This is a genomic window from Duganella sp. AC917 (assembly GCF_979258245.1).
The window spans coordinates 5335019-5351515 of record NZ_OZ409848.1 but is presented as its reverse complement, the minus strand read 5'-3'; the positions used below and the strand labels follow the sequence as shown (position 1 = coordinate 5351515).

The window sequence follows — 16497 nt, the reverse complement described above, 5'->3', positions numbered from 1 at the left end:
CACATCCACACCACCAAAAGGCTAATCCACATGCTCAAACTCGTCGGCATCAGCAAAATCCACCAGGCAGGAGAAATCCAGACCACGGCCCTGGACCGCATCGACCTGGAAATCGAGGCGGGCGAATATGTCGCCATCACCGGCCCCTCCGGCTGCGGCAAATCCACCATGCTGGGCATTTTGGGGTTGCTGGACTCGCCCAACCACGGCGAATACTGGTTCGAGGGCCGCAACGTCGCCGGCTGGAGCGAATCGAAGCTGAATCAGCTGCGGCGCGGGCGCATCGGCTTCATTTTCCAGAGCTTCAACCTGATCGAAGAGCTGACCGTGTTCGAAAACGTCGAACTGGCGCTGGAATACAACGGCACGCCGGCGCGCGAACGGCGCGAACGCGTCACCGCGATGCTCGACAAGCTGGGCGTCGGCCACCGCGCCGCGCACCGTCCATCGCAGCTGTCGGGCGGCCAGCAGCAGCGGGTGGCGATCGCGCGCGCGCTGGTGGCCGGCCCCGCAGTGCTGCTGGCCGATGAACCGACCGGTAACCTCGACACCGCGCACGGCGACGAAGTCATGCGCCTGCTACGCGAGATCAACGCCGAAGGCACCACGGTGGTGATGGTGACCCACTCGCCGGACCACGCCGCGCAAGCCTCGCGCACCATCAACCTGCTCGACGGCCGCATCATGGTCGACGCCCTGCAAGCCGCTTAAGCGTCAGGATCACCGCCATGAACCTGCGCGATTTTCGTATCGGATGGCGCCTGCTGGCCGGGGAACCCGGCTACTCCGCCGCCGTGATACTGAGCCTGGCCGTTGGTTTCGCCAGTTGCTTCCTGCTGCTGGGTTTTGTGCGCTACTCGTTCAGCTACGACCGCGACGTGCCGCAAGCGGGCCGGGTGTACCTGGTCAAGATGCGCAACAACACCTTTGAGCAGCCAGTATGGACGGAGTCGGTGCCGCTTGCCTTCCTCGACCCGGCCCGCACCAGCGGTATGACCGACGGCGTCACCGCCGTGGTGCCGCTGCCGGTGGGGATGAAGACGTCCGGCGTGCCGCAATCGATCCAGCTGGCGGCGGTCCATGCGGATTTTCCGGCGATATTCGGCGTGCGGGCGCTGGCCGGCGACCTGCGCCAAGCCTTGAGCCGCCCCGACACGCTGGCGCTGACGACCAGCAGCGCGACGCGCCTGTTCGGCGACGCAAACCCCGTCGGCAGACTGGTGCACATAGGCGGAAAGCCCTACACCGTGGCGGCATTGGTCCCCGACCGCCCGTCCAACAGTACCTTGAGTTACGGCGCACTGGCCGGCATGAACACCGATGCCTGGGACGACGCCGAGCGCAAGGTGCTGATGGCGTCGTGGGGCTACATCAACGGCGCGAAGATCTATGTGCGGCTCAAGCCCGGCGTCGACGCCGACGCGCTGCGGCGGCATTTGCAGCAGGCCACCGATAACTCTCCATTCAGGCGTGAGCAAGCCGCGGAACTAGCGGACAAACTTGGTGAGCGGAAGGTGCGCGACATGGCCCTGGGCGCCCTGCCCGCGATGTATTTCGACGCCGACACCGCCAACACGCCAAACAGCGGGCCGCACGGCGAACTTCGCGCCATGCTTGGCCTGACGGCGGTGGCGCTGCTGATCCTTGCGCTGGCAGCGATCAACTATACCAACCTGGCCACCGTGCGCGCGCTGCGGCGCCAGCGCGAAATCGCCGTGCGCAAGGTCCTTGGCGCCGACGGCACGCGCGTGCTGGGCCAGTTCCTGGCCGAATCGCTACTGGTGGCGATGACGGCCACCGCCCTGGGTCTGGTGCTGGCATGGGTGCTACTGCCGCTGTTTGCCGATCTGGTCGACCGCCGGCTCGATGGCATGTTCACACCGGCCGCGCTGCTACTGAATTTGGCGCTGGGCGCGGCCATCGGCCTGCTGGCGGGCGCCTACCCGGCCTGGGTAGCGCTGCGCGTGCGCCCGCCGCAGGCGCTGGCAGGACGCGGCAACGCCGAAACGTCCGGCGCGCTGTGGCTGCGGCGCGCGCTGACGGTTCTGCAGTTCTCCACCGCCATGGGGCTGGTCGCCGTCACCTTGGCGGTAGCCTGGCAAACCCGGTACGCCAGCCAGGCCAACCCCGGGTTCGATCCGTCGCCGCTATTGGTGCTGGAGCTGCCGGCCGACACTTCCAATTCGGCCGCGCGCGGTCTGCGCGAGGCGCTCAAACACCTGCCTGGCGTCGATGGCGTGGCGACGTCGCTCGATCCGGTCGGACGCCAGTTCGCCGGCGCCTACATCAAGGTATCGCTCAAGACCGGGCGCTGGAGCAGCCTGTCGATCCGCTCGGTCAGCGCAGACTTCTTTGACGTCCATGCGCTGCGTCCGGTCGCCGGGCGCCTGTTCAGCGACAAGATCGACAAGGACGAGGGTGGCTTCGAATCGGTGCTGCTCAACGCCCGCGGCGCGCGCGCGCTGGGCTTCGCCGACCCGGCCGACGCCATCGGCCAGCTCCTCACCACCGACAGCGGCGACGGCATGGTGACGGCGACGATAGTAGGCATCGCGCCCGATCTGCGCTACGACAGCCTGCGCGACACACCAAAATCCTACCTGTACTTCACCAGCCAGCAAAACAGCACGCTGACGGTACGCGCGCGCAGCGACATGGGCCAGGTTGAAAGCGCCGCGCACGCACTGGCGGCACGCTACTTCCCCAACGACGTGGTGCCGATACGCCAGGCGCGCAGCTACTTCGCGCAAAACTACGGCGACGACCTGCGGCTGGCCAAACTGCTCGGCCTGGCCAGCGCCATCGCCGTGATGATCGCCGGCTTCGGCGTGTACGTGCTGTCGGCTTACAACGTGCGCCGGCTGGGGAGGCAGATCGTGCTGCGCAAGCTGTTCGGCGCCGGTCGGCGCGACATCGCCCGCCTGGTCGGACGCGAGGTGCTGGTGCTGGTGGCGATCAGCGCGGTCATCGGCCTGCCGCTGGCCGCGCTGGTGATCCAGCGTTACCTGGCGACGTTCGCCGAGCATGCACCCGTAGGCGGCTGGACGCTGCTGGCCGGGTTGCTGGCGGCGGTGGTGGTGACGCTGGTGTCCACACTACGGGGCACCATCGCGGCGGCCGGCATCTCGCCCGCGCTGGTGCTGCACGACTGAGGAGAAGAAGGATGACACTACGCGATTTTCGTATCGGATGGCGGCTGCTGCTGCAGCAGCCGGCTTACTCCATCGTTGTCACCGGCGGGCTGGCGATCGGCTTCGCGGCCTGCTTCCTGCTGTTCGGCTTTGTCGCCTTCTGCCTGAACTACGACAGCGACATTCCCGACAACGGGCGGCTGTTCACGGTCAAGCAACGCATCAATGTTTTTCCACGCCCGGAGTGGGGTACCTTCGGCTACCTGCCGCTGCGCGACATTGCGCTGTCGAGCGGTATGGTCGAACAGGCCAGCATCGTCAGAGGCATCGACAAGCCGCTGCGCGCAGCCGGCAGGCTGCACGCGGTGGATCTGAACGTGGTCGATCCGGCTTTCGGCCAGCTGTTCGGCATCACAGCGCTGGAAGGCGACCTGCAAGCCGCGCTAACGCAAGCGGACGGCATTGCCCTGACCAAAACGGCGGCGCACAAACTGTTCGGTGACGCGCCGGCGCTGGGCCGAAGCGTCAACGTCGGCGACAACGTGCTGCAAGTACGCGCGCTGCTGCCCGACCCCGCCGCCAACACCAGTCAGCGCTACGAGGCACTAATCGGCAGCAAAAGCAGCGCGTGGCCGGAGCGCGACACCGCGTTCACCAACTGGTCGCGCGGTACCATCTACATGAAACTCAAACCCGGCGCGCCGGTTGACGCGCTGACCGCGCTGCTGCAGGACGCGACCGAGAAATCGGCAATGAACCAGCGCGTCAAGGCAAGCGGCATGGGACGCGCGCTCAATGGCCGCAACGTTTCGGACGTCAAACTGCTGCCGCTGCGCGACGCCTACTTCGACGAGGACCTGCTGAACAGCCGCGCGGGACAAAGCCATGGCCAGCGCAGCACGGTGTTCGGTATGGCGGCCGGTGGCTTGCTGATCCTGCTGCTGGCGGCGATCAACTACGTCAACCTGGCCACCGTGCGCACGCTGCACCGCCAACGCGAGATCGGCGTGCGCAAGCTGCTTGGCGCCAGCGCGACGCGGCTGGTACGCCAGTTCCTCAGCGAAGCCGTGCTGACCGCGTTGATAGCGAGCTGCGTCGGACTAATCCTCGCCTGGATGCTGCTGCCGCTGTTTTCCGACCTGGTGAACCGCCGCCTGGACGGCATGTTCACTTTACCGCGCTGCGTTATCGCGCTGGCGTTCGGCGGCTTTGTCGGCATGTGCGCAGGCGCCTACCCGGCCTGGATAGCGTTGCATTCACTGCCGGGGACATCGCTGGCGGGACGCGGCAACAGCGAAACAGCCGCCGGCCTGTGGGTGCGACGCCTGCTCACCGTGCTGCAGTTTTCCAGTGCGATGGCGATTAGCGCGACCGCGCTGGCGGTCAGCTGGCAGACCTGGTTCGCCACACACGCCTCACCGGGCTTCGACACCGCAAACCTGATCGTGCTCCCGCTTCCAGACGACACGGAAGGCACGCCGGCCGCCAATGCATTTATCGAGCAACTGCGCCGGGTGCCGGGCGTGGAGGCGGTGGCCGCGATTTCGGAGGCGGTGGGCCGCGACGGCCGCAAACTGGTCAACGTCATCACGGCCAAGGATGGCAGGGAAATCCCGATGGAGGCAAAGTACGTGTCGCCTGACTGGTTCGAGGTGCACCGTGTGCGCGCGCTGTACGGAAAGCTGTTCAACCCCGCCCACGATCCAAACGACACCAAGGACCTTGGCGGCGTGGTGCTGAACCAGGCCGCCGCGCTGGCCCTGGGCTACGCCGCGCCGCAGGACGCGGTGGGCCGATCGCTGCCGAGCGGACTACAAATCAACGGCATCGCGCCGGACATCCGCTTCCAGGGACTTCGGCAGCCGGCCAAGGCGATCATCTATGGCATAAGGCCGGTGAACGTCCTGTCGATACGGACCAGCGCCTCCCTGGCGGAGGCTTACGTCGCCATCGAGCCGGCGTGGCGACGCAGCTTCCCCAACGACATCATGGAGCTTCAGTCGCAAGAAGCGGTGCTGGCCGAGGGCTACGCGACCGATGCTCGCCTGACCCGCATCCTCATGAGCACCGGCGCGGTGGCGATCGCGCTGGCGGCCTTCGGCATCTACGTGCTGTCGGCCTACAGCGTTCAGCGCAGCCGGCGCGAGATCGTCATGCACAAGCTGCACGGCGCGATGCGGCGCGATATCGCGATGATGTTGGGGCGGGAGTTTTCATCGCTGGTCGGCGCAGGTGCCCTTATCGGCCTGCCGCTGGCGGCGCTGGCGATCGAGCGCTATCTGGCCAGTTACACCGACCGGGCGCCGATCGGCCTGTGGACGCTGGCCGCTGCGCTGGCGATGGCGGTGCTGGTCGCCCTGCTGGCAACCACGCGGCACACGGTAGTGGCGTTGCGCATGTCGCCGGCGATGGCGCTGCGCGACTAATCAGAGGAGACGACAATGGGACTTCGCGACTTTCGCATCGGCTGGCGGCTGTTGGCCCGCCAGCCATTTCAATCGACGGTCGAGCTGCTCGGACTGGCGACCGGCTTTGCCGTCTGCTTCCTGCTACTCGGATTCGTCGCCTATTCGTTCAGCTATGACAAGGACGTGCCGGAGCGCGAGCGTGTCTACGTGATCAAGCACCGGCTCAACTTCATTCCGCAGCCACAGTGGATGGAGTACACGCCGTTCGCGTTGCGCGAGGTGGCGCTGCGCAGCGGCCTGCCGCTGGAGGCCAGCGTGTGGTGGCCGCACAAGACCACGGCGCGGCTGGGCGGCCGACCGACGGAACTGGAGGTTATCGCCGTCGATCCCGCGTTCGAGCGCATCGCCGGCCTGCGCGCGCGGGAAGGCGATCTGACACGGGCGCTGACCATGCCTGACGGTCTGGCGCTGACCCGGCAGACCGCGCTGCGCCTGTTCGGCACGACCGGCGCCTTGGGCAGGACTGTGGAAATCGACGGTCAGGCCTTGCAGGTGCGCGCGGTGCTGGACGATCGGCCCGGCAACAGCACCTTGCAGTTCGGCGCGATGGTCGGCATCGGCAGCGCGTTGTGGCCGGACGAGGAGCGCCAGCGTGCGCTATCGAACTGGATGGGCATCGAAGGCCGCATCTACGTAAAGACCGGAAACGGTGTCGACGCGCGAACGCTGCAAAAAACGCTGCAGCAAGCCGTCGACCTGGCGCCATGGCAAGCCATACCCGCACCGGAGATGAAGGCCGCGCTGGGTGGACGCAAACTGGTCGATATCGGCCTCGGCTCGCTGGCCGACGCCTACTTCGACCGTACCGTGGCCAACACACTGGGCGCCGGTCCGCGCGGTGACAAACGGCTGGTGCTGGCGATGGGCGCGGCCGGGTTGCTGATCCTGGGCCTGGCGGTGGTCAACTACGTCAACCTGGCGACGATGCGCACGCTGCGACGCGAGCGCGAGATCGCCATGCGGCGCGTGCTCGGCGCCACCACGCACAGGCTGCTGGCGCAGTTCATGGCCGAATCGGTGCTGCTGTCGCTGGCCGCCGCCGCGCTGGGCGTGCTGTTGGCGTGGCTGCTGCTGCCGCTGCTCTCCGAATTGCTGCAACGCCGGCTGGACGGCATCATCACGCCGCTGTCGACGGCGGCGTGCCTGCTGTTCGGCGTCCTGGTGGGAGCCTTGGCGGGCCTGTACCCGGGCTGGCTGGCGCGCGGCGTCAACATGGGCGCGGCGCTGGCGCACCGCAGCGGCGAGACGGCCGGCGGCGCGTGGCTGCGGCGTGTGCTGACGGCTTTGCAGTTCGCCACGGCGATGGCGACGGGCAGCCTGGCGCTGGCGATAGTGTGGCAAACGCAGTTTGCCGCGGGCGCGCCACCGGGCTTCGATCCGGCGCCGCTGCTGGTGGTGGAAATGAGCGCCGGCATGGACGATCCGCAGGCGCGCGCCTTCCGCGACGCCGTGGCGCGGCTGCCGCAGGTGACGGGCGTGGCCGACAGCTTCAACGTGCCGGGCCGCGACGACGGCACCGGCACGCGCGGCAGCGTGCAGCTCAACCGGCTGGACGGCAGCTTCGTCTCCTTGCCGGCGCAATTTGTCGGTCCCGATTTCTTCGACGTCTACGGCTTGTCGGCGCGCGCCGGCCGGCTGTTCGACCCGCGCATCGACGCCGCAGGCAGCATCCATGATGACGCCGAGCGCAACGTCGTGGTCAACCAGGCGGCGGTGATTGCGCTGGGATGGAGCTCGATGGAGCAGGCGCTGGGCCAGCGCATCAACGGCGGCAACTGGCGCATCGTTGGCGTGGCGCCTGACATCCGCTGGTATACGTTGCGCGAACCGGCGCCGCCGATGCTATACCTACCCGAGCGCAACAACCGCCTGCTAACGGTGCGGATGCGCGAGACGTCGCCGACGGCCGGCGCGGTGGATGCGCTGGAGCGGGCGATCACCGCCACGGCCACGCGGTATTTCCCGTCGTCGCCGCCGTCGATACGGCGCGCCGGCAGCTACTTCGCCCAAGCCTACGCGGACGACCTGCGTTTGGCCGGCATGCTCGCTTGCGCCACCGTGCTGGTGTTCGCGCTGGCGGCGTTCGGCATCTATGCGCTGGCGGCGAACAGCGTGCAGCGGCGCGCACGGGAGATCGTGCTACGCAAGCTGCACGGCGCCGGCCGGGCCGCCATCGGCACACTGGTGGGGCGTGAATTCCTGGTGTTGACGGTTGTCGCGGCCATGATCGGGCTGCCGCCGGCCGTGCTGGGGATCGAGCGCTATCTGGCGCCGTTCGTCGAGCGCACGCCGCTGGGTGGCTGGGCGCCGGCGGCGGCGCTGGCGGCGGCGCTGTTTGTGGCTGCGGCGGCCACCGCGCGCCACACGCTGGCGGCGATGCGCATCGCCCCGTCGCGGGCGCTGCGCGACTAAATATAGAAGACGAAAAAAAGGCAGCCATTTTACTGGCTGCCTTTTTTATTTCCGAGCGCTGCGGATCAATTCACCGAAATCAGTTCGATATCGAAGACCAGGTTGGCATTGGGCGGAATCGCCGTGCCCGATCCCGTCGAGCCGTAGCCCAGCGCGGGTGGAATGAAGACGGTGCGTTTGCCGCCAACCAGCATTCCTTCCGTACCCCGGCTAAAGCCGGGGATGACACTGCCGGTGCCGCTGGTGACACCAACGGTGAACGTCAATGTGCCGTACGGCGCGGTAGCGGTGGTGGCCGGATCGAAGCGCGCGCCTTTGAGGCTATCGCGCGTACCGTCATAGAACCAGCCGCTATAGCGCACGGTGACGCTCTTGCCGCTGGCGGCGACGGCGCCCGTGCCAGCCGTGACCTCGACGATCTTCAGGTCCGTCGGCGCCGGGACGCTAGGCTGTTTGACCACCTTGGTGACGTTGATCAGTCGCAGTTCGTAGACCAGCGGCGAATTGGCCGGCAGCGCGGCATAGGCGACGCCATTGACCGTTTGCGCGTCGCGCACGGTGGCGCCGTAGGCCAGGTTGGCCGGCAGGGTTGCCAGGCGCACGCCACCGACACGCATGCCGGCGATGGCCAGATCCCAGCCGTTCGGCACGATGCCGCCCACGCCCAAGGTAAACGGCGGCGCGGTCGTGCCGGAGTCGATCGAGCTTTCCAGCTTGGCGCCGATGCCGTCCGGTTTGCTGGCGTCGTACAGGTAACCGGTGTAGGCCACCGTCACCAGATCGCCTTTTTCCGCCAGGGTGGTGGCGTCGGTGCCGGCACCGACCGTGACGTCCTTGACCGCGTAGGCCGGCTGCGGCACCACGACAGGATCGGATTTTTTCGAACCGCCACCGCAGGCCGTCAAGATCGCCAGGCAGGCAACAGCAACAATAATGTGAAACTTCGATTTCATGATGACCTTTGATGAATAGTTCATATTCGTGCAGCTTTTAGGAGCAGAAGTTTAGCAGACGCCGGCACCGGCGCCCCAAGCACTACATTCGGTTACATCTTTTAGCGCCGTTTGTGTGCTTATATTTCCACTTGGGTGCCAAGTTCGATCACGCGGTTCGGCGGAATCTGGTAGTAGTCGGCCGCACCGCGGGCGTTGCGCGACATCGTCACGAACAGATGCTCGCGCCATGGCGCCATGCCGTGGCCAGGTGTCGAGATCACCGTCTGGCGGGCGATGAAGAACGACGTTTCCATCATCTCGAACGGCAGGCCGAGGCACTCGCACTGCGCCAGTACCTTGGGAATATCCGGTTCGTCCTTGAAGCCGTAGAACACATTGACCTGGTAGCACTGGTGTCCGAGGTCGATCACCTTGACCTGCTCGGCCTCCGACACCCACGGCTCCTCGACGATATGCACGGTGAAGAACACCACGCGCTCGTGCAGCACCTTGTTGTGCGACAGGTTGTGCAGCAGCGCGTGCGGCACGCCGTCGCTTTCGCCGCGCAGGAAAATGGCGGTGCCGTAGACGCGCGTGGGTGGCGCCACGAACAGGGACGACAGGAACTCCTCGAGCGGAATCGCGTGCTTTTGCAGATTCTTGAACACCAGCTCGCGCCCGCGCTTCCAGGTCAGCATGATGGTGAACAGGATAATCGCCAGCAGTAGCGGGAACCAGCCGCCGTGGAACAGCTTGAGCGTGCTGGCCGAGAACAGCAGGATGTCGATGATGATGAAGAAGCCGGTGGCGCCAAAGCACAACCAGAGCGGCAGGTGCCAGCGGTAGCGGATCACGAAGAAGGTCAACACGGTGGTGCACAACATGGTGGCCGTGACCGCGATGCCGTAGGCGCCGGCCAGCTTGTCCGACGAGCCGAAGCCGATCACCGCCATCAGCACCACCACCAGCTGCAGCCAGTTGACCGCCGGGATGTAGACCTGGCCGATCTCGGTGGCAGAGGTGTGCAGGATGCGCATGCGCGGCAGCAGGCCGAGGGCGATGGCCTGCTTGGTCATCGAGAAGGTGCCGGAGATGGTGGCCTGCGAGGCGATCACCGCCGCCATCGTCGACAGCACCACCAGCGGGTACACGCTCCATGAGCCCAACTGGTTAAAGAACGGGTTGGACACCGCCTCCGGATGCGTCAGCAGCAACGCGCCCTGGCCCAGGTAGTTCAGCGCCAGCGCCGGGAACACAATCAGGAACCAGGCCGCGCGGATCGGTTTTTTGCCGAAGTGGCCCATGTCGGCATACAGCGCCTCGGCGCCGGTGAAGGCCAGCACCACCGCGCCCAGCGCGACGAAGGCGATCATGCGGTTGGCCAGCATGAAGTGGAAGGCGTTCATCGGATTGAGCGCATAGAGGATCTGCGGCGCGGCGACGATGTTGATCACGCCCATGGCGGCTAGCGCGACGAACCAGATCACCATGATCGGCCCAAACCAGCGGCCGATGCCGGCCGTGCCCTGGCTTTGCAGCGCGTACAGCGACACCAGCACGATGATCGACAGCGGGACGATGTACTGCTCCAGGCCCGGCGCGGCCACTTCCAGACCTTCGATCGCGCCCAGCACCGAGATGGCCGGCGTGATGACGCTGTCGCCGTAGAACATGGTGGCGCCGAACACGCCCAGCAGCATCAGCGGAAAGTGCCAGCGCGGCGCCGCCTTGGTGACGGAATTGAGCGCCAGCGCCATCAGCGCCATGATGCCGCCCTCGCCGCGGTTGTCCGCGCGCAGCACCAGGGTCACGTATTTGAGCGAGACGATCATCGTCAAGCCCCAGAAAATCAGCGAAATGATGCCCTGCAGGTTGAATTCGCTCAGCGCCAGGCCGTGCTCGGGATCGAAAATGGTTTTGAGGGTGTAGAGGGGACTGGTACCGATATCGCCGTAGACGATGCCAACCGCCGCCAGGGTCAGGGCGGCGACACTGCTTTTCTTGTGTTGCTCGGTCAAGATTGCACCTGTTGTTGTTTTGGTGCATTGCACAATAGGTTAACTATTTGCAAAAGGCAAGGAGATTTTGGCATACAGAGGCGTTCCAATTAGTCAATAACGCCAGTGTACGCTGCTGTGGCCGGGAGCGCGAGTTTGCCGTGCTGCCGGGACGGTGTAGTTGCCGTGCGGCCAGCAAACGCGGGTTAATTGAGCGATAATGTCGACCCGTCCTCTTTACGCCGCTGCGCACCATGAACCCAGGTATTGCCTACGCGGCCTTCGCGTTCTTTTGCTGGGGCCTGTTCCCGCTGTATTTCCACGCGCTGGCCGAGGTGCCGGCGCTGGAAATGCTGGCGCACCGCATGCTGTGGTCGCTGCTGTTCCTGGCCATCGTACTGACCGTGCGGCGCCAGTGGAAGTGGCTGCCCCGCACCCTGGGCCAGCCGCGCGTGCTGGCCAGCTTTGTCGCCAGCGCGGTGCTGCTGTCGGCCAACTGGTTCGTCTATATCTGGTCGGTCAACAACGGCCATGTCATCGACGCCAGCCTCGGTTACTTCATCAATCCGCTGGTCAATGTGCTGCTGGGCGTGGTGGTGCTGAAGGAAAAACTGCGGCGCGCGCAATGGGTGGCGATCGGCGTGGCCGCATGCGGCGTACTGTGGCTGACGTGGTCGGCCGGCCAGGTGCCGTGGATTGCCTTAATTTTAGGCATCACCTTCGGCTCGTACGGCCTGCTGCGCAAAACGGCAGCGCTCGCCGCACTGGAGGGCCTGTCGCTGGAAACGATGATCCTGTTCCCGCTAGCGCTGGTCTATGTGATCTGGCTGACGATGACCGGACACAACACCTTCATGAACAGCGAATTCGACAGCACCCGCTGGCTGCTGGTGGCGGCCGGGCCGATCACGGCGATTCCGCTGCTGCTGTTCGCCGCCGGCGCGCGCAAGATTCCGATGGCCGCGCTGGGACTGCTGCAATACCTGTCGCCGACCATGCAGGCGCTGCTGGGCGTGTGGGTGTTCCACGAAGGATTCCCGCCGGCGCGGCTGATCGGCTTTGTCATCATCTGGGCCGCGCTGGCGCTTTATGTGGCCGAGGGGCTGTGGACGAGCAGGCGTTCCAGCTGATCGGGCTTGCCCGGAAGACGTTCGAGGCGCGGGTAGCGCAGCGAGCCGTAGTACGGGATCAGCACGGTCTGCGGCAAGCCGTCGGCCTCAAAGCTTAGCGATACAGGCTGTTTTGTCAGCGCCGCCGTCTTGATCGCCTGCTTGAGCGCCTCGTCCGTGTAAGGCTGCTCGCCGACCTTGGTCAGCCTGGCGCCGATGCCGACGCCGGCGCGGAATGCCGGACCTTCCCAGGTGACTGTTTTTACCACGCCCTTTTTGCCAACGGTCACGCCCAGCGACGCGCTCAAGTCCATGCCGCCGACGTTAAAATCCTCGTTCTGAACGACATATTCGGTCGGCTCGTCGGTGTAGACCAGGCGGTAGCCGGCGCGCGCCAGGCCGTCCAGCACATGGCTGTCGTCGTGGGCGCTCAGGCGCGTGTCGAAATAGCCGGCCCAGTCGTAGGGCGCGATGGCGTTGAGCGCTTTGCAGACGTCGGCAAAGGTGTAGGTGCTGGTGACCAAGGTGTTGCCGCCCACGCCAAAGAACGCGCCGGCGAAGTCGGCCAGGCTGTGCTTGCCGCCGGTGCGCTCCCGCAGCAGCATGTCGACGTCCAGCCACAGCAGCACGCCCTCGCCGTAATAATCCTCGCGGCGTTGCCAGTCGCGCCACTGCATCCTGCGGCCGGGCATGTACAGCGGATCGTTGGTGGTGTCCCGCAGCGATTTCCATTGGCGGCCGGTGCGGGCGACGGCGTTGGCGGCGTCGACGGCCAGCGCGTCCAGCGTTTGCTGTCGGGTACGCAAGCCCAGTTGTCCGGCCAGCATCCTGCCCCAGAATTCGGTCTGCCCCTCGTACACCCACAACAGGCTGCCGCGCACCGGCTGGTTCATCGTCGGCGACCACAGGTCGGCCGGCTGGCGGAAGCGGCCGTTCCACGAGTGCGCGTATTCGTGCACGATCAGGTCGGCCATCGGCAGGTGGGGGTCCGGCCGCGTGAAGAAATCGAGCGCCAGGTTGTTCTCGCTCGACTCCAGGTGCTCGCGCCCACCGGCCGAGGGCAGGATATCGGACAAGGTCAGCAACAGGTCGTAGTGACGGTAATGCTGCGAGCGGAACAAGGCGGGCAGCGCGCTGGCCATCGCGCGGTATTTGTCCAGCACGGCCGGCGGAATGGCCAACGCGGCCTCGTTGTCGGCGATCATGTTCAACCGGACCGGGCGGGCAGCGCCGGGCAGCAGGTCGATGCGCTTGAAGTAGCGTCCCGCGTGCACGGGCGCATCGACCAGGGCCTCGAAACTGGTGGGCTTGAACGACACCAGCTGGTCCTCGACGGCGGCGGTGTCCAGCGACGTGGCGTACTGGAAGCCGGCCGGCAGCTTCAGCGCCGCCCGCACGGCGATGTTGCGGATAAACCAGCCGGCCGGATACAGCGCGACCTTCTGCCACGGCAGCGTCAGCATGTCGCGGCTCATCAGTACGTTGCCGGCGGTCGGCGACAGGAACTGGAATTCCACCTCCAGTTCGCGCGCGCCTTTGGGCACGTCGATATGGAAAGCATAGGGATCGCCGCCGTCGCGCAGCCATTCGATGCGGCGGCCGCCGGCCTTGACGATCAGGCCGGCCAGGCCGGTCAGTTCCTGGGTGGCCGAGTGGCTGTCGGTTTCCCACTGCGGATACATCAGTACCATTTTTCCTTGGCGCTGGACCGGGATGGTCTGGCGCACGCGCAGGATTTTATGGACCTGGTCGGTGGCGTCGACCGTCAGCTTGATCTCGCCCTTGAACGGAATGTCGCGCGGCACCGGCAAGCTTTCGGCGCCGGCCGTGGCACCGGCTGTGGCGGTGGCAAACCCGATCGAAAACAGTACTGCGCAAAGCGTATTTTTCATAGGTGTTGATCTGAATAAAGATCAGACCTGGCTTGCACGATCCGTGCCATCGCTAAGTCCTTGAATTTGCTGAAACCGAGTGTCCGCATGCTCGTGCAATGTGTCCGGCGCTGTCCGCTGAGCCTATAATGCTGGATACGGATTATCACTTACTTTCTTGAAAGCTCCCCCTGAATGGCAAATTACGTCTACACCATGAACCGCGTGGGCAAAATCGTCCCGCCCAAGCGCCAGATTCTGAAAGATATTTCGCTGTCCTTCTTCCCAGGCGCAAAAATCGGCGTGCTGGGTCTGAACGGCTCGGGTAAGTCGACCTTGCTGAAAATTATGGCAGGCATCGACACCGACATCCAGGGCGAAGCCGTGCCGATGCCGGGCCTGAACATCGGCTATCTGCCGCAGGAACCCCAGCTCGATCCGGAAAAAACCGTGCGCCAGGAAGTCGAATCGGGCCTGGGCGAAGTATTCGAGGCGCAAGCCAAGCTGGAGGCCGTGTACGCGGCCTACGCCGACGAGGACGCCGATTTCGACGCGCTGGCCACCGAGCAGGCCCGTCTGGAAGCGATCATCTCGACCTCCGACGGCGGCAACCTGAACCTGCAACTGGAAATGGCCGCCGACGCGCTGCGCCTGCCGCCATGGGACGCCAAGATCGGCGTGCTGTCGGGTGGCGAGAAGCGCCGCGTGGCGCTGTGCAAGTTGTTGCTGTCCAAGCCCGACATGCTGCTGCTCGACGAACCGACCAACCACCTGGACGCCGAGTCCGTCGAATGGCTGGAGCAGTTCCTGTTGCGCTTCCCGGGCACCGTGGTCGGCATCACCCACGATCGCTACTTCCTCGACAACGCCGCCGAATGGATTTTGGAACTGGACCGTGGCCATGGTATTCCATGGAAAGGCAACTATTCGTCGTGGCTGGACCAGAAGGCCAACCGCCTGAAGCAGGAAGAATCGACCGAATCGGCGCGTCAAAAAGCGCTGGCCAAGGAATTGGAATGGTCGCGCCAGAATCCCAAAGCGCGCCAGGCCAAGTCGAAGGCCCGTCTGGCCCGCTTCAACGAGCTGAGCGAGTACGAATACCAGAAACGCAATGAGACCCAGGAGATCTTCATCCCTGTGGCCGAGCGTCTGGGCAACGAAGTGATCGAATTCAAGAACGTCTCGAAAGCGTTCGGCGACCGCCTGCTGATGGACAACATCTCGTTCACCATCCCGCCGGGCGCCATCGTCGGCATCATCGGCCCGAACGGCGCCGGTAAATCGACGCTGTTCAAGATGGTGGCCGGCCTGGACAAGCCGGACAGCGGCGAAGTGGTCATCGGCCAGACCGCCCGCGTCTCGCTGGTGGACCAGAATCGCGACACCTTGAGCGACAGCAAGAGCGTGTTCGAGGACGTCTCCGGCGGCGCCGACATGCTCACCGTCGGCCGCTTCGACATGCCGTCGCGCGCCTACCTGGGCCGCTTCAACTTCAAGGGTTCGGACCAGCAGAAGATCGTCGGCAACCTGTCCGGCGGTGAACGCGGCCGTCTGCATCTGGCCAAGACGCTGCTCAAGGGCGGCAACGTGTTGCTGCTCGATGAACCGTCGAACGATCTGGACATCGAAACCCTGCGCGCGCTGGAAGACGCGCTGCTCGAGTTCGCCGGTTCCGTGCTGGTGATCTCCCACGATCGCTGGTTCCTGGACCGTATCGCCACGCACATCCTGGCGTTCGAAGGCAATTCGCAGGTCACCTTCTTCGACGGCAACTATCAGGAATATGAAGCCGACAAGAAGAAACGCCTGGGTGAGGAAGGCGCCAAGCCGAAGCGTATCCGTTACAAGCCGCTCACCGTGTAAGCGAGCCGGCGTCAACGAAAAAGGCCACCTTGCGGTGGCCTTTTTTCACATCGGGTCGTCAGTTAGAACGCGTAACGCACACCAGCCGTTACAGCACCGCTCTTGCGACCGGTATCGATGTCGTTCTTGCCGTAGTTTTCATACTCCAGCGAGACTTTGACGTTTTTGTTGATCGCGTATTCAGCACCGACCGACGCGTACAGCGCGGTCTTGTCCTTGTCGCCGCTCACCGACGCGAAACCACTGGTGGTCACTTCGTTGGTGTTGCGGGCAACGCCCAGTTTGCCGAACAGCGCGATCTGCTGGTTCACAGGCCACGTGCCTTTACCGGCCAGGTAGTAGGAATGCGCATCGGTGCGCACACCACCAGGCAAGCCGTTCGAGGTGTAGTTGTACGACTTTTTACCGAAGTCGGTATAGCCCGCTTCCACCGCCCAGGTCTGGTCGATGTTGTAACCACCGAAGACCTTGCCGCCAGCCTTGTAGCCGCTGTGGTTGTCGCCACTCAGCGCGTTGGGTGCGTTGAACTCGTAACGGCTGCCGACCACGCCAGCACCGATGTAACCGGTGCCTGCGTCGTCTGCGTAGGCGGAAGTACCGCTCAGGGCGGCTGCGGAAGCGACTAATGCGAACAGAATTTTTTTCATGATTTCGATCTTTCAGCAAAATGTTAGAAGTGGTATTGCTTGGGATCGCAGTTCTTTGAATTGC

Annotated in this window: 10 protein-coding genes; 6 read left to right on the top strand and 4 right to left on the bottom strand. The window is 65.0% G+C overall.

The window, feature by feature from the left end; translation table 11 throughout:
* The first annotated feature begins 30 nt into the window (after positions 1–30).
* Genes ACZ0BA_RS23380 through ACZ0BA_RS23365 form a run of 4 tightly spaced genes read left to right on the top strand, consistent with a single transcriptional unit; the run spans position 31 to position 8011 of the window.
* Complete coding sequence (locus ACZ0BA_RS23380) at positions 31–711, top strand: ABC transporter ATP-binding protein (protein WP_463453545.1); 681 nt, start codon at positions 31–33, stop codon at positions 709–711.
* Positions 712–728: 17 nt separating this feature from the next.
* Positions 729–3152: an ABC transporter permease gene (locus tag ACZ0BA_RS23375; RefSeq protein WP_463453544.1), complete on the top strand. Its 2424-nt coding sequence runs from the start codon at positions 729–731 to the stop codon at positions 3150–3152.
* 11 nt (positions 3153–3163) lie between these two features.
* Entirely contained in the window at positions 3164–5557 is a 2394-nt protein-coding gene (locus ACZ0BA_RS23370) for an ABC transporter permease (RefSeq protein WP_463453543.1), read from the top strand.
* A 15-nt stretch (positions 5558–5572) separates the two neighbouring features.
* A complete protein-coding gene (locus ACZ0BA_RS23365) occupies positions 5573–8011 on the top strand; it encodes an ABC transporter permease (protein WP_463453542.1) in 2439 nt (812 codons plus the stop codon).
* Between the two features lie 65 nt (positions 8012–8076).
* Here ACZ0BA_RS23365 and ACZ0BA_RS23360 read toward each other — a convergent pair whose 3' ends face one another.
* Together ACZ0BA_RS23360 and ACZ0BA_RS23355 are read right to left on the bottom strand one after the other, a co-directional pair.
* Positions 8077–8964, bottom strand: coding sequence for an FKBP-type peptidyl-prolyl cis-trans isomerase (locus ACZ0BA_RS23360; protein WP_463453541.1), 888 nt, complete (start codon positions 8962–8964; stop codon positions 8077–8079).
* Between the two features lie 119 nt (positions 8965–9083).
* Positions 9084–10964, bottom strand: a complete 1881-nt coding sequence (locus tag ACZ0BA_RS23355) for a potassium transporter Kup (RefSeq protein ID WP_463453540.1) — start codon at positions 10962–10964, stop codon at positions 9084–9086.
* A gap of 233 nt (positions 10965–11197) precedes the next feature.
* Here ACZ0BA_RS23355 and rarD point away from each other — a divergent pair, with 233 nt between their 5' ends.
* Positions 11198–12073, top strand: coding sequence for an EamA family transporter RarD (rarD, locus tag ACZ0BA_RS23350; RefSeq protein ID WP_463453539.1), 876 nt, complete (start codon positions 11198–11200; stop codon positions 12071–12073).
* Here rarD and ACZ0BA_RS23345 read toward each other — a convergent pair.
* A complete protein-coding gene (locus ACZ0BA_RS23345; RefSeq protein WP_463453538.1) occupies positions 12031–13944 on the bottom strand; it encodes a M61 family metallopeptidase in 1914 nt (637 codons plus the stop codon). The genes rarD and ACZ0BA_RS23345 overlap by 43 nt on opposite strands.
* A 174-nt stretch (positions 13945–14118) precedes the next feature.
* On the opposite strand from ACZ0BA_RS23345, the gene ettA reads away from it, so the two are divergent.
* Positions 14119–15786, top strand: coding sequence for an energy-dependent translational throttle protein EttA (gene ettA / locus ACZ0BA_RS23340; protein WP_463453537.1), 1668 nt, complete (start codon positions 14119–14121; stop codon positions 15784–15786).
* A 62-nt stretch (positions 15787–15848) separates the two neighbouring features.
* Here ettA and ACZ0BA_RS23335 read toward each other — a convergent pair whose 3' ends face one another.
* Complete coding sequence (locus ACZ0BA_RS23335; RefSeq protein ID WP_463453536.1) at positions 15849–16433, bottom strand: outer membrane beta-barrel protein; 585 nt, start codon at positions 16431–16433, stop codon at positions 15849–15851.
* Between the last annotated feature and the right edge of the window lie 64 nt (positions 16434–16497).